Source organism: Streptomyces sp. NPDC001663 (assembly GCF_042893105.1).
Classification (GTDB): Bacteria; Actinomycetota; Actinomycetes; order Streptomycetales; family Streptomycetaceae; genus Streptomyces.
On record NZ_JBIAUR010000006.1, the window covers coordinates 132,203 to 145,873 of the forward strand.

Consider the following 13,671-nt stretch of genomic DNA (forward strand, 5'->3'; position numbering starts at 1 on the left):
ATGGACGGTGTAGCGCGGTTTGTGCGTTCTGTCGCCCTGTCAGGAACCGGAATCCTTGCCGAGGTACTGCTCCGCGAACGCGGCCGCCGCGGTGGGGGATTCGAAGAGGCGGCGCAGCCGGGCGAGCGTGGTGCCCGCGCGGTAGGCGTCGCCCGACGAGGTGCCGTGGTACACCTCCGACAGCCACTGCGAGAACTCCTGGTAGTCCCATACGCGCCCGAGACACGCCGCCGAGTAGCCGTCGAGGGTGCCGGCGTCGCCCTTGGTGAGGTACGCGACGAGCCCGTCGCCGAGCAGGAACGCGTCGTGCAGGGCGAGGTTCATGCCCTTCGCCGCGATGGGCGCGGTGAGGTGGGCGGCGTCCCCGGCCAGGAACAGCCGGCCGAACACCATGGGTTCGACGACGTAGTTGTGCATGTCGAGGACGCGCTTCTCGATCAGCCGCCCCTCCGTGAGCGGCGGCCGGTCGGCCGCGCCGAGCCGCTCCTGCAGTTCGGCCCAGACGCGTTCGTGCGACCAGTTCTCCGGGTCGTCGCCGGGCGGGCACTCCAGGTAGTAGCGGGTGACCTCGGGGCTGCGGGCCATGTGTCCGGCGAAGCCGCGCGGATGGATGCCGAAGACGACGCAGTCGCTGGACGGCGGCGCCTGAGCGAGCAGCGCCAGCCAGCCGATGCCGTAGTCGTGCCGGGCGAGTCGGGCCCGCTCGGGCGGCAGCGCGCTCCGCGTCACCCCGCGCGCCCCGTCGCATCCCGCGACGAACTCGCAGTGCACCAACTGGTGTTGACCGGTCTCCGGATCGGTGTACGACACCGACGGCCGCTCCGTGTCCAGGTCGTGCAGCTGGACGTCCCGCACGCCGAACCTGATCTCACCACCGCGCACGTCCGCGTACTCCCGTACGAGATCCGTGACGAGCAACGGCTGCGGATAGACGAAGTGGTGATGCCCCGTCAGCTCGGTGTAGGAGAACCGGTGCCGCTGCCCGCCGACGCGGAACTCGCACTGGGTGTGCAACTGGGCCCGCTCCAGCAGGTTGGCCGCCAGGCCCCGCTGTTCGAGCCCGCGGACGGCCCACTCCTCGATGACGCCGGCCCGGGGCCGATGCTCGATGAACTCGCGCGTCTCCACCTCCAGCACCAGGCAGTCGATGGACGCGGCCCGCAGGATGTTCCCGACGGTGAGACCGGCGGGCCCGGCGCCCACGATCACGACCGGAAAGTGCTGCGGGGAAGGGGAGTTGGGGTGGGGGGTCGTGGAAGTCACGCGAGCATTATGACGGTGGCCCGTCAGCCACGGCAGGGGAGCCGCGGCCGACGGGCCAGGACGGGATGACGGGTCAGTGCGCGGGCGCGTCGGTGACCACGACCTCGTCGATGCTCCGCTCGATCTCCTCGGACTGGGAGGCGGTGGCCCGGGCCCAGTAGTAGATGACCAGGGAGAAGACGGCGATGACCAGGATGTCCCACCACAGGCCGATGTTGCCCGTGCCGCCGAAGCCGCCCTGCGCGGAGATCACGCCCATGCCCAGCAGGTAGACCGGCAGCCACTGGGCGGCCTTGAAGTCCATCCGGGGCGCGTCGGGCTGGCCCGTGGCGTTGGCCCACCAGGCGTAGCCGCCGAGGAGCAGATAGCCGAGGACGACCGCGATGCCGAGGCGCCACAGGATGTCCCAACCGGCCCAGTAGATGATCAGGTTGGCGACGATGAACGACAGCGGCGAGAGCACCTTGCCGGCGGGCAGCCGGTACGGGCGCTCGTGGTTCGGCAGCTTGTCCGCGAAGACGCCGTACGCCAGCGGCGCGCCCGCGTACATCAGGACGCTCGCGGAGGTGATGAAGCCGACCAGCTGCTGCCAGCTCGGGAAGGGCAGGAAGCAGACCACGCCGGTCACGAAGGAGATGATCAGGCCGAACCACGGCACACCGCGCTTGTCGGTCGCGGCGAAGATCTTCGGCGCGTAGCCGTTCTTGGCCAGACCGTAGGAGACGCGGGAGGTGGCGGTGGTGTAGATCAGGCCGGTGCCGCCGGGGGAGATGATGGCGTCCGCGTAGAGGACGAAGGCCAGCCAGCCCAGGCCCACCAGGGTTGCGAGGCCCGCCCAGGGACCGCTGATGCCCACGTAGTCGAGGTGGGCCCAGCCCTTCGCGAAGGTGCTGTGCGGCAGCGCGGCGATGAACACGATCTGCAGGGCGACGTAGATGACCGCGCCGATGGCGACCGAGCCGAGGGTCGCCCGGGGCAGGTCCCGCTTGGGGTTGCGGCTCTCTCCGGCGAGCTGGATCGCCTGCTCGAAGCCCAGCAGCGCGAAGATGATGCCGCTCTCGCTGATGGCGCTGAGCACGCCCTTGGCGCCGAACGGGGCGAAGCCCTCCGAGTGGAAGTTGGCGGGGTGGAAGTTGCCCGCGGCGATGACGAAGATCGCGCCCAGCGGGACGGCGATCTTCCACCAGGTGGCGGCGCTGTTGGTGTGCGCCAGGGCCCGTACGCCGAAGAAGTTGACCGCGACGAAGAGAGCCATCAGGAGGATGGCGACGACGATCCCGGAGGCCGTCAGCGTCTGGTCCTTGTGCTCCAGACCCTGCGCCCAGCTCCAGTGACCGGCGTAGCCGATCATCGCCTCGACCTCGATCGGCGCCACGGTGGCCGCCTGCAGCCAGGAGAACCAGCCGAAGGACAGGCCGGCCAGGCCGCCGAAGGCGTAGTGCGGATAGCGCGCCGTGCCACCGGCCACCGGGAACATGCCGCCGAGTTCGGCGTGCACGAGGGCCAGCAGGACGATCGCGACCGCGCCGATCACCCACGAGATGATCGCCGCGGGACCGGCGGCCACGACCGCCTTCTCGGCGCCGTACAACCACCCGGAGCCGATGATGGAACCCACGGAGGCCCACATCAGACCGATCAGTCCGACGTCACGCCTGAGGCCGCCGGGACCCCTGGCCTCCTCCACGGAGGTCTGCTCCACGCTCACCATTTTTTCAGCGACCTCTCACCAGATGAATACATGTTTTCAGTGCGTGCGACGTCGCAGATTAGGAAACAGTGGCGGTCGAGCAGAAGACAGATGGTGAAGTTTTGACCAATGCCCGGGGGGTTCCTGAACAGCCCTTCAGAGGCTCTGTACGCAGCGGAAACCTGTGTGACCACTGGAACTGTCCACAGAGTTCGCGCTGCGCGCGGCCACCCGGTAGCGATTGCAGTAAGAGCGGTGGCACATGTGGGAGCCGCCGCGGATGACCTTCGCGGTGCCGGTGGCCGGACCCGTGGGGTTGTGGACCGGGTGCGCGGTGCCGTGGTCGGTGGTCCACCAGTCGGCACACCACTCCCACACGTTGCCCGAGGTGTTGTACAGCCCGAAGCCGTTGGGCTCGAAGGCGCCGACCGGGGCCGTGCCGCGGTAGCCGTCGGCGGCGGTGTTCTTGGTGGGGAAGGTGCCCCGCCAGATGTTGCAGCGGTACTCGCCGCCCGGGTCGAGCTCGTCGCCCCACGGATAGCGCTTCTGCTCCAGGCCGCCGCGCGCAGCGTGCTCCCACTCCGCTTCGGTGGGCAGCCGCTTTCCGGCCCAGGTGGCGTAGGCCGCCGCGTCGTTCCAGGACACATGCACCACCGGGTGGTCACCCCGGTCGTCGACCGTGCTGCCGGGACCCTCAGGACGGTTCCATACGGCACCCTCGACACCGCACCACCAGGGCGTGGCCTCGGGCCGCGGTGCGCCGCGCCGCAGAGTGCCGGGCAGGAATCCGGCGAAGACGTACGACCACCCGAAGCGCTCGGCGTCGGTGACGTGACCGGTGTCGGCCACGAAGGCGGCGAACTGCGCGTTGGTCACCGCGCAGGCGTCGATACGGAAGGGGTCGAGCCGTACGGCCCGCACCGGTCCCTCGCCGTCGGCCGGAAACCCCTCGGAGTCCTCCGCGCCCATCAGGAATTCGCCGCCGGGCAGCAGGACCGTCCCCTCAGGATCGGCAGAGCCGCTCCGGGCCGCGGGCGGTGAGATCCGCGCGGGTTCGGCACCGCCGCCGCCAGGCGGCATGCAGCAGGGGGCGGGCGAACCGGGCTCGTGCATCCGCTGGAGTTCCTTGTGCGCAGGCGACTTGTGGGGCGGCCCCGTGCGGGGGCGATCCCATGTGTACGGGAAGTTCCTGTGCGACCGGCCGACTCCCGCGCCCTTGCCGCTAGCGCAGCCTCGGTATCTCGATGGCGGGGCAGCGGTCCATCACCATGTCGAGGCCCGCCTCGCGGGTGCGGTCGTACGCGGCCTCGTCGATCACGCCGAGCTGGTACCAGACGGCCTTGGCGCCCTTCGCCACCGCCTCGTCGGCGATCGGTCCGGCGAGGTCGCTGTTGACGAACACGTCGACGACGTCCACGTCGAAGGGGATGTCGGCGAGGGAGGCGTACCCCTGCTCGCCGTGCACGGTCTCCGCCTTGGGGTGGACGGGCACGACGCGCTTGCCGAAGCGCTGCAGGACCTCGGCGACGCCGTAGGCGGCACGCGCCCGGTTCGACGACAGGCCCACCACCGCCCAGGTGTCGCCGGACTCGGTGAGGATCTTGCGGATCGTTGCTGGGTCGCCGTACACGTTCGCCCTCCCTGGGATGCGTGCAAGAGCTGCTGTGCCCGACAACAGTGGGCGGAGCGCGGTGATTCCTCATGACTGCGGGTGCTCGGCGGCAGGCAGCAGGGCCCCGGCACCAACCGGCCGCGCCCTGCTGCCTGTTGCGACCGGCTAGGTGCCGGGGACGGTGTCCTCGAAGGTGGTGCCTGCGGTGCGATAGGCGCCGACCTTGGCGGTGACCTGGGCCGGAGTCAGAACCCGGTCCTTGACGTGCAGGACGTAGTCGACCTGCTCGTCGTAGGCGCGGGGAGTCGTACCGGTCTGGCCCGCGAGGTCGATCAGCCACTGGTTGAAGTTGATCGACATGGGACGCTCGGGCAGGTAGGCGGCGTCGTGTGTGCCGAAGAGCAGTCCGTCGATGTAGTACTTGATGCTGCTGTTGTCGATGGTGAGCACCAGATCGTGCCACCCGGCGTAGCTCTGCCGGGACTCCGTGTGCTGGTTGACGGCCTGCCACGGGTCGGGGTTGTAGGTCTCCCAGGACGTCGTGTACAGGATGTTCGAGGGCTCGCCCCAGCCGCCGTTGGGCAGGTACTCGAAGTCGTACTCCGAGTAGTCGTCGGCCATGGGCGCCTTGAGGTCGTTGATGGTGAAGAACGTCTGGACGAGGTGGTCGCCGTCGGGTCCGGACACCGGTGCGTCGGAGAACTTGACCCGGGCGGCGTAGGTGCCGTTCTTGAACTTCACGGACTTGGTGAGGACTTCGGTCTGCTTGGTGCTCTCGGCCGTTCCCGCGGTCGAGGTCCGAAGGTTCATGACAGAGTTGCCGCCGGAGCTCGAGAAGGTGACGTTCTCCGGGGACCAGGTGGCGCCGGGCACCCCGGGTCCACCGGAGTTGGAGCGCACGCTCCAGCCGTTCGCCGAGATCTTCGGGTCGCCGGAGCCGGTGTAGTTGAAGTCGTCGAACAGACTCTGCCCACCGGCCGGAGGATCGGTGGGCGGGTCGGTCGGCGGATCCGTCGGGTCGTTGCCCTCGGGGGCCGTGCCCCACACGGTGCTGCCGGACAGCTGGGCGGTGACCTTCGGCCAGTCCGCGTACGACGTCTGCGCGGCGTTGAAGGAGTAGTCGTCGCTCTGGACGAGCGGCTGCCAGTCCGAGCGGTAGAAGCGCAACTGCATGTCCCCGGTGTCGGCGCCGGGGGAGAGCGTGCCCGCACCCGGGGTGAACTGGATGTCCAGGTAGCGGTCCGCGGTGGCCGTGGGGTTGGCCAGGGTGCCGAAGGTGCCGGTGATGTTGGCGCAGCCCCTGACCGCCCAGGAGCAGGCGAAGCGGTAGGTGGCCGCGGCCGAGTCGGCCTTGAAGTAGTAGCGCACTTTGACACTGCTGAGCTGGACGGAGCCGTCGCCGGTGTTCCTGACCTTGAGCCAGGGCTCGGCCTGGTCCGCCGTGGCGCCCGTGGCACTGGTCCGGTACTGGACCGTCACGGAGTCGCCGGCGGCGCTCGCGGTGCCGGTCATGGCGGCGAGACCGGCGGTGCCCATGGCCATGGCAACGGCGGCGGCTGCGGCGATGCGCATTCTGCTGGGAACGGGTCGGGGCTTCATGGAGGTTCCTTCCGCGATGGGGGTCTGGCGTACGAGCACGGCCGGCGCGGGGGCATGGAATCTGACCAGTTCGGCAACTGGTCAGGTGACCTCTTTCTGGTCGATGAAGGTGGCATAGACCAATGTGGGCGTCAACCCTCCGCGCTTGCTTGGTTGTTGACCGCGCGGCCGTCGTAGGCTCGTGCAGTAGGGGGCGAAAGGTGGCTACACTGCGCCTGACCAGTTCCCGGCCAGTGGTAAGCAGTGAGGGGACTGGTCAGGTGATTTCGCGGACGGTGGGGGCAGGAGCGGCAACATGAACGGTGGCGGCGAATCGGGGGTCGTTCTCAAGCGGGAACGCGTCCGGGACCACATCCTCGAGCTCATCGAGACGCTCAGCCCCGGCGACGCCATCCCTTCCGAACGGTCCCTGTGCTCCGCCCTGCACGTCTCCAGGCCGACCCTGCGGGCGGCCGTCGACGAACTCGTCGCGGCGGGGCTCCTCGTGCGCGAACACGGCCGTGGCATGTTCGTGGCACCCGAGAAGATCACCCAGGAACTCGTCCCTGACCAACAGGCCATGGCCCTTCCGCAGGCCTCCGGCGTCTGGACGAGCCGGCTGCTGGAATTCACCACGATCGCGGCCGGCGCCAGGGTCGGCCGGAAACTCTGCCTGTCACCCGCCGCCGAGATCGTCTACGTGGCGCGCCTGCGGCTCGTCGACGGTGCCCCCATGGCCATCGAGCACCTGCACATCCCCGCAAGCCTGGTGCCCGCGCTCACCGCACAGGAACTGGAGGCGGGCGACCTGTACGAGCACCTCCGCGACCGGCACGGGGTCCAGGTGAGCGAGGCCGTGCAGACCGTCGAGCCAACCGTCGTCAGCCAGGCCGAGGCCAAGATCCTCGGCGTGCCCCACCTGTCTCCCGCGCTCCTCTTCGAGCGCCTCACCAGCGACACCGACGGCCGGGCCGTCGAATACGTCCACTCCCTCTACCGGGGCGACCGCTACCGCATCGTCACCCGCCTGGCCCTGGGCCCGTCGACCGGTCATGACCAGGCGGGGGCCTTCGCCCAACGGGAACCCGTCGTCCTCACGGCCCAGGGCGACGTCCACACGGCCCGGTGATTCAGGCGAGTTTCGTGGCGGCCGGCGGCCCCGTACGTTCGCTGCCCTCGCGGCACGCGCGCGTATGCGTCCGCGCAGCTCGTTGAATCCCGCCATCTTGTCCGGAATTCGTGCCGGATACCTGCGCGAGGGCGTCCACCCGCCTACGCTCGGCGGGTGCTGCGCATCACCGACGCCCGAACCGGCGAGTCCGTCGACCCCGCCCCGGTCCGCCGGGGGCTGACCCGCGTCGAGGCCCATGTGCCCGGCTATGACACCGGCGCCCTGCGTGTGCTGCTCGTCGCCGACCTTCTCGTACGCGCCCTGGAACTCGGCGGCACCCCGGTGTGGGGAGTGCTGACCGGCGAGCGGCAGCACGCGGAACTGCGGGTCGCGGTCGCGGCGCTCGGCATCCGGCCCCTCGAGGACAGGAGGGACATCGGCCCCGGCCTGGGCGAGGCACAGGTCATCCATGTGGTGCAGGAGGGCGGCTCGACCCCCGACGGGGTGCGGGTCGCCGTCGCTCCTGTGCACTCGGACGTGCCGGACGCGGCGCAGGTCGCGGACCCGACCGCGCTGCGCCTGGCGCTGCTTTCCCCGCACCGGAGCACGCCCATGCGGCTCGACGCGGCCGTCCTGAGCGAGGCCCATGACACCCTCGTACGCCGACGCCGTGCGGTCGCCGCCTGGGCGCGGCAGCCGTCTCGGCCCATCCCCGACGAGGCGCGCACACGCCTGCGCACCGCCTGGGAGGACGACTTGGACGTGCCCGCCGTGCTCGACGTGCTGACCTGGGTGGAGTCCGCACCCGGCCTGCCGGACGGCGCCCGCTTCGAGACGTACGCCTACGCCGACCGGCTGCTCGGCCTCGACCTCACCCGCGACCTCGGAACCCCGGCATGATCGCGCGCGCGGGAGCCGGCCCGCTGCGTCGCTTGGTCGTCCTGCGGCACGCCAAGTCGGACTGGCCGGCGGGCGTCCACGACCACAAGCGCCCGCTCGCGGCCCGCGGTCGCCGGGACGCCCCGGCCGCGGGTCGCGCGCTCGCCGAGATCGACTGCCTTCCGGACCTCGCCCTGTGCTCCACCGCCGTACGCGCCCGCCAGACCTGGGACCTCGCCTCCGCCCAGTGGGGCACCCCACCGCCCGTACGGCACGATCCGCGGCTCTACGCCGCCGAGGTGTCCGACCTGCTGGCCGTCGTGCACGAGGTGTCCGCCGAGGTCGAGACGCTGCTCCTGGTCGGGCACAACCCCGGTCTCGAGGAACTCGTCCTCGAACTGGCCGAGGACAGCCTCGACGACGCGCTGGACGAGGTGAAGGTGAAGTTCCCGACCTCGGCGATCGCGGTGCTGGCCTGGCACGGCACCACCTGGCAGGCGCTCGGCCCGGGTACCGCGCTGCTGACGAGCATGATCGTGCCGAGGGGCAGGAAGGGCGGCGGGAAGAAGTAGCCCGCGCGCCGCATAGGCTGGCCCGATGCAGGACGAGTACCGCACGGTCGCCCACGCGGGCGTGCACGAGACCGAGGTCAACCGCTCCCGCTTCCTGTGCACCCTCGCACCGGCGGCCACCGAGCAGGAGGCCCAGGCCTTCATCGCCGCCGTGCGCAAGGAGCACGCGGACGCCACCCACAACTGCTGGGCCTACGTCATCGGCGCCGACGCCGCCGTCCAGAAGGCGAGCGACGACGGCGAACCGGGCGGCACCGCGGGCGTCCCCATGCTGCAGATGCTGCTGCGCCGCGAGATGCGGTACGTCGTCGCCGTCGTCACCCGCTACTACGGCGGGGTCAAGCTCGGCGCGGGCGGACTCATCAGGGCCTACGGCGGCGCGGTCGGCGAGGCCCTGGACACCCTCGGCACCCTCACCCGCCGCCGGTTCCGGCTGGCAACGGTGACGGTCGACCACCAGCGCGCCGGAAAGGTTCAGAACGACCTGCGCTCGACGGGGCGCGAGGTGCGCGACGTCCGTTACGCAGAGGCCGTCACGATCGAGATCGCACTGCCGGACGCCGACGTCGACGCCTTCCGCGCCTGGCTCGCCGACGCGACCGCCGGAACGGCCGGCTTCGAACTGGGCGGGGAGGCCTACGGAGACGCCTGACGTTCGGAGCGAAACGGACGTAACGGACTGTCCTGGCAAGGCTCATGACGGCCCATGACGGGCCGATACGGGAGTAACCGCCCGTGATGTCAGACCCGGCCGTTAGGGTCGGGGATCATGAGGCTGTTGCACACTTCCGACTGGCATCTCGGCCGGGCGTTCCACCGAGTGAGCATGCTCGGTGCCCAGGCCGAGTTCATCGGCCACCTCGTCACGACCGTGCGTGAGCGCGGCGTCGACGCGGTGGTCGTGTCGGGGGACGTGTACGACCGGGCGGTGCCGCCGCTCGCCGCGGTCGAGCTGTACGACGACGCCCTGCACCGGCTCGCCGACCTGGGCGTGCCGACGGTGATGATCTCCGGGAACCACGACTCGGCCCGCCGACTGGGCGTCGGCGCCGGGCTCATCGGGCGCGCGGGCATCCATCTGCGGACCGAGCCGTCGGCGTGCGGGACGCCGGTGGTGCTCTCCGACGCGCACGGGGACGTGGCGTTCTACGGGCTGCCGTATCTCGAACCGGCGCTGGTGAAGGACGAGTTCGGGGTGGAAAAGGCGGGCCACGAGGCCGTGCTCGCCGCCGCCATGGACCGCGTCCGCGCTGACCTCGCCACACGCGCGCGTGCAACTCGGTCGGTCGTCCTCGCGCACGCCTTCGTCACGGGCGGCGAGGCCAGTGACAGCGAGCGGGACATCACCGTGGGCGGGGTCGCCTCCGTGCCCGCCGGGGTCTTCGACGGCGTGGACTACGCGGCACTCGGCCATCTGCACGGCTGTCAGACCATCACCGAGCGGGTCCGCTACTCCGGCTCCCCGCTGCCGTATTCGTTCTCGGAGACCGACCACCGCAAGACCATGTGGCTCGTCGACCTCGACGCCGACGGCTTCGCCGGAGCCGAGCGGATCGACTGCCCGGTGCCCCGCGCGCTGGCCCGCATCCGCGGCACCCTGGAGGACCTGCTCGCCGACCCCGGGCTCGCGCGGCACGAGGAGGCGTGGGTCGAGGCCACCCTGACCGACCCGGTCCGCCCGGCCGATCCCATGGCCCGGCTCACCGAACGTTTCCCGCACACGCTCAGCCTGGTCTTCGACCCGGAGCGGGCGCCGGACGACCCCGACGTGTCGTACGCCAGGCGGCTCGCGGGCCGCAGCGACCAGCAGATCGCGGAGGACTTCGTCGGCCATGTGCGCGGCGCCGGACCCGACGAGCGCGAACAGGCCGTGCTGCGGGACGCGTTCGACGCGGTGCGCGCCGACGAGGCCGTGCGGGAGGTGGCGCGATGAGGCTGCACCGGCTGGACATCACGGCGTTCGGACCCTTCGGCGGCTCCCAGTCCGTCGACTTCGACGAACTGTCGGCCGCAGGGCTGTTCCTGCTGCACGGGCCGACGGGAGCCGGCAAGACCTCCGTCCTGGACTCCGTGTGCTACGCGCTGTACGGCGCCGTGCCCGGCGCCCGGCAGAGCGGCCAGGGCATGAACCTGCGCAGCGACCACGCCTCGGCGACGACCCGCACCGAGGTCACCCTTGAACTCACCGTCGCGGGGCGCCGGTTGGAGGTCACCCGGCAGCCACCCTGGGAGCGCCCGAAGCTGCGCGGCAAAGGCACGACCGTCGACAAGGCCCAGAGCTGGCTGCGCGAGTACGACACCGCGGCCGGCGCCTGGAAGGACCTCAGCCGCTCGCACCAGGAGATCGGCGAGGAGATCACGCAGCTGCTCGGCATGAGCCGTGAGCAGTTCTGCCAGGTCGTGCTGCTGCCCCAGGGCGACTTCGCCCGCTTCCTGCGCGCCGACGCCGAAGCCCGCGGCAAGCTGCTGGGCCGCCTCTTCGACACCCACCGCTTCGCCGAGGTCGAAAAGCGCCTCGCCGAGCGCCGCCGCGCCGCTGAGGCCCAGGTGCGCGAGGGGGACGCCGCGCTGCTGGCCGACGCGCACCGGATGCAGCAGGCGGCGGGCGGTGTCATGGAACTGCCGGAGCTGGCACCGGGCGAGCCCGGCCTGGCCGAGGCCGTCATCAGCGCCGCCGCAGTCGCCCGCAGCACCGCCCGCGAACAGCTGACGATCGCCCACTGCCGACTCACGGCAGCGGAGTCCGCGCAGGCGGCCGCCGAGCGCGCGCTGGGCGATGTACGCGAAGTGGCCCGGTTGCAGCGGCGGTTCACGGAGGCCCGGGAGCGCGCCGCCCGGCTGGAGGAGGGCGCCGACGCATACCGGGAGGCGCAGGCGCGGATGGAGCGGGCCCGCAAGGCCGAGGCGGTGGCACCCGCGCTGGAGCTGAGGGAGGCCGCCGACGCCGAGCACCGGCGGGCGGCCGCCGCCGAGGCACGTGCGCGTACGGTGCTGCCCGAGACCTTCGCCGGCGCCGGTGCGGCCGGGCTCGCCGCCGCCGCACGGCGTACCGCCGAGGAGCTCGGCGGCCTGGAGTCGGCCCGTCGCGCCGAGCAGCGGCTGGCCGAGCTCGTCGCGGAGCGCGCCGACCTCGACCGGCGGGAGCGCGCCGACGAGGACGTCCTGCAGGAGGCCGAGGCCTGGCTTGCGGGTTGGGTGACCACCCGGAGCGCACTGCAGACCCGGATCGAAACCGCGCAGGAGGCCGCGACCAGGGCCGAGCAGTTCGCCGTGCAGCGCGAGCCCGCACAGCGCAGGCTCGGTGCCGCGCGCCAGCGCGACCAGTTCGCCCGCGACACCGAAAAGGCCCACGCGCGGGTGCTCGCCTCCCGCGAACGTGCCACCGAGGCCCGCGCCCACTGGCTCGACCTCAAGGAACAGCGCCTGAACGGCATCGCGGCCGAGCTGGCCGCGAACCTCACCGACGGCGAGCCGTGCGCCGTCTGCGGAGCCACCGAGCACCCCGCCCCCGCGCGCAAGGTCGCCGGGCACGTCGACCGCGAGGCGGAGGAGCGCGCCCTCGCCGCCTACCAGCGCGCCGACGAACAGCGCACCGAGGACGAGCGGCGCCTGGGCGTCGTACGGGAGGCGCTGGCCGCCGCCACCGCCGAGGCGGGCGACACGCCCACGGACCGACTCGCCGAAGAGGTCCAGGAGTTGGAGCGGCAGTACACGCAGGCGCGCGGTGCCGCCTCCGAGCTGCACCCCGCGAGTGAGGAGCTGCGGCGGACGGAGCACGAGCACGAGCAGCGGACCGCCGTGCGACAGGAGGCGGCCGTCAGAGCCGCCTCACGCGTGGGCCACCGGGAGCGGCTCGACAGCGAACGGGCGGGTCTGGAAGAGGAGTTGGCGCAGGCGCGGGGCGCCGCGGACAGTGTGGCCGCGCGCGCCGCGCAGCTGGAGCGCCGGGTCGCCCTGCTCACCGAGGCCGCCGACACCGCGCGCGTCGCCGAGGACACCGCCCAGCGGCTCAAGGACGCCGACGCCCGGCTCGCCGACGCGGCCTTCCGCGCCGGCTTCGACACCCCACAGGCCGCGGCCGCCGCACTCCTGGACGACGCCGCCCATCGCGAGCTCCAACACCGCCTGGACGCCCGGCAGTCCGAGGAGGCCGCCGTGCGCGCCGTCCTCGCCGAGGCCGACACCGCGGCGGCCGCCCAGCAGCCGGCCGCCGAGCCGGCCGCAGCGGAACGGGCCGCTGCCGTCGCGGCGCGGGGGCTGCGCGATGCCGCCTCCGCGCGCGACGCGGCCGCCGGGCGCTGCAGTGACCTCGACCGCCTGTCCGCCCGGTCGGCGGCGGGCGTACGCCGGCTCGCCCCGCTGCGCGAGGAGTACGACCGGGTGGCCCGCCTGGCCTCCCTCACCGCGGGCACCTCCGCGGAGAACGAGCGCAAGATGCGCCTGGAGTCGTACGTCCTGGCGGCCCGGCTGGAACAGGTGGCCGCCGCCGCGACCGTACGGCTGCAGCGCATGTCGTCCGGCCGCTACACCCTCGTCCACTCCGACGACCGGGCCGGACGCGGCCGCAGCGGTCTCGGCCTGCACGTCGTGGACGCGTGGACCGGGCGCGAGCGGGACACCGCGACCCTGTCGGGCGGCGAGACCTTCTTCGCCTCCCTCGCGCTCGCCCTCGGCCTCGCGGACGTCGTCACGGACGAGGCGGGCGGGGGCCGCCTGGACACCCTCTTCATCGACGAGGGCTTCGGCAGCCTCGACGACCAGACCCTCGACGAGGTCCTCGACGTGCTCGACTCCCTGCGCGAACGCGACCGCAGCGTCGGCATCGTCAGCCACGTGGCCGACCTGAGACGGCGCATCCATGCCCAACTCGAGGTCGTGAAGGGCAGATCGGGGTCGGTGGTGCGGCAGCGCGGTCAGTGAGCCTCCGCCAACTTGACGTCGCAGGTCGAAGGGCTGGTGTGCTCGT

11 protein-coding genes are annotated in these 13,671 nt (G+C 71.8%); 6 read left to right on the forward strand and 5 right to left on the reverse strand.

The genetic code is table 11. From position 1 onward, the window contains the following. Positions 1 to 39 precede the first annotated feature (39 nt). The 5 genes from ACFY1L_RS20350 to ACFY1L_RS20370 form a co-directional block, all read right to left on the reverse strand. Positions 40 to 1,263: a 4-hydroxybenzoate 3-monooxygenase gene (locus ACFY1L_RS20350; protein WP_388825751.1), complete on the reverse strand. Its 1,224-nt coding sequence runs from the start codon at positions 1,261 to 1,263 to the stop codon at positions 40 to 42. A 73-nt stretch (positions 1,264 to 1,336) separates the two neighbouring features. Then, entirely contained in the window at positions 1,337 to 2,974 is a 1,638-nt protein-coding gene (locus ACFY1L_RS20355) for an APC family permease (protein ID WP_388825754.1), read from the reverse strand. Positions 2,975 to 3,109: 135 nt separating this feature from the next. Then, positions 3,110 to 4,066 (reverse strand): formylglycine-generating enzyme family protein, encoded by a 957-nt coding sequence (locus ACFY1L_RS20360; protein ID WP_388825757.1) that lies wholly within the window; start codon positions 4,064 to 4,066, stop codon positions 3,110 to 3,112. A 109-nt stretch (positions 4,067 to 4,175) separates the two neighbouring features. Further along, complete coding sequence (locus ACFY1L_RS20365) at positions 4,176 to 4,583, reverse strand: CoA-binding protein (RefSeq protein ID WP_388825760.1); 408 nt, start codon at positions 4,581 to 4,583, stop codon at positions 4,176 to 4,178. Between the two features lie 147 nt (positions 4,584 to 4,730). Next, positions 4,731 to 6,164, reverse strand: coding sequence for a cellulose binding domain-containing protein (locus ACFY1L_RS20370; RefSeq protein WP_388825763.1), 1,434 nt, complete (start codon positions 6,162 to 6,164; stop codon positions 4,731 to 4,733). Positions 6,165 to 6,459: 295 nt separating this feature from the next. Here ACFY1L_RS20370 and ACFY1L_RS20375 point away from each other — a divergent pair, with 295 nt between their 5' ends. The 6 genes from ACFY1L_RS20375 (at position 6,460) to ACFY1L_RS20400 (ending at position 13,625) form a co-directional block, all read left to right on the forward strand. Further along, positions 6,460 to 7,272 carry a GntR family transcriptional regulator gene (locus tag ACFY1L_RS20375; RefSeq protein WP_388825765.1) on the forward strand — a complete coding sequence of 271 codons (813 nt, stop codon included), beginning with the start codon at positions 6,460 to 6,462 and terminating at the stop codon, positions 7,270 to 7,272. 156 nt (positions 7,273 to 7,428) lie between these two features. Beyond that, on the forward strand, positions 7,429 to 8,154 hold the full coding sequence (locus tag ACFY1L_RS20380) for a hypothetical protein (RefSeq protein ID WP_388825768.1): 726 nt from the start codon (positions 7,429 to 7,431) through the stop codon (positions 8,152 to 8,154). Further along, positions 8,151 to 8,705, forward strand: coding sequence for a SixA phosphatase family protein (locus ACFY1L_RS20385; protein ID WP_388825771.1), 555 nt, complete (start codon positions 8,151 to 8,153; stop codon positions 8,703 to 8,705). The genes ACFY1L_RS20380 and ACFY1L_RS20385 overlap by 4 nt, the downstream gene beginning before the upstream one ends. Before the next feature lie 25 nt (positions 8,706 to 8,730). After that, a complete protein-coding gene (locus ACFY1L_RS20390) occupies positions 8,731 to 9,357 on the forward strand; it encodes a YigZ family protein (protein ID WP_388825774.1) in 627 nt (208 codons plus the stop codon). 117 nt (positions 9,358 to 9,474) lie between these two features. Further along, positions 9,475 to 10,638 carry an exonuclease SbcCD subunit D gene (locus tag ACFY1L_RS20395; protein ID WP_388825777.1) on the forward strand — a complete coding sequence of 388 codons (1,164 nt, stop codon included), beginning with the start codon at positions 9,475 to 9,477 and terminating at the stop codon, positions 10,636 to 10,638. Beyond that, complete coding sequence (locus ACFY1L_RS20400; RefSeq protein WP_388825780.1) at positions 10,635 to 13,625, forward strand: AAA family ATPase; 2,991 nt, start codon at positions 10,635 to 10,637, stop codon at positions 13,623 to 13,625. The genes ACFY1L_RS20395 and ACFY1L_RS20400 overlap by 4 nt, the downstream gene beginning before the upstream one ends. Positions 13,626 to 13,671 lie beyond the last annotated feature (46 nt).

Excerpts from the sequence above, each read along its gene's own strand:
- ACFY1L_RS20355 (WP_388825754.1), bottom strand. The coding sequence starts at position 2,974 with ATGGTGAGCGTGGAGCAGACCTCCGTGGAGGAGGCCAGGGGTCCCGGC.
- ACFY1L_RS20360 (WP_388825757.1), bottom strand. The coding sequence starts at position 4,066 with ATGCACGAGCCCGGTTCGCCCGCCCCCTGCTGCATGCCGCCTGGCGGC.
- ACFY1L_RS20370 (WP_388825763.1), bottom strand. The coding sequence starts at position 6,164 with ATGAAGCCCCGACCCGTTCCCAGCAGAATGCGCATCGCCGCAGCCGCC.
- ACFY1L_RS20375 (WP_388825765.1), top strand. The coding sequence starts at position 6,460 with ATGAACGGTGGCGGCGAATCGGGGGTCGTTCTCAAGCGGGAACGCGTC.
- ACFY1L_RS20385 (WP_388825771.1), top strand. The coding sequence starts at position 8,151 with ATGATCGCGCGCGCGGGAGCCGGCCCGCTGCGTCGCTTGGTCGTCCTG.
- ACFY1L_RS20390 (WP_388825774.1), top strand. The coding sequence starts at position 8,731 with ATGCAGGACGAGTACCGCACGGTCGCCCACGCGGGCGTGCACGAGACC.
- ACFY1L_RS20395 (WP_388825777.1), top strand. The coding sequence starts at position 9,475 with ATGAGGCTGTTGCACACTTCCGACTGGCATCTCGGCCGGGCGTTCCAC.
- ACFY1L_RS20400 (WP_388825780.1), top strand. The coding sequence starts at position 10,635 with ATGAGGCTGCACCGGCTGGACATCACGGCGTTCGGACCCTTCGGCGGC.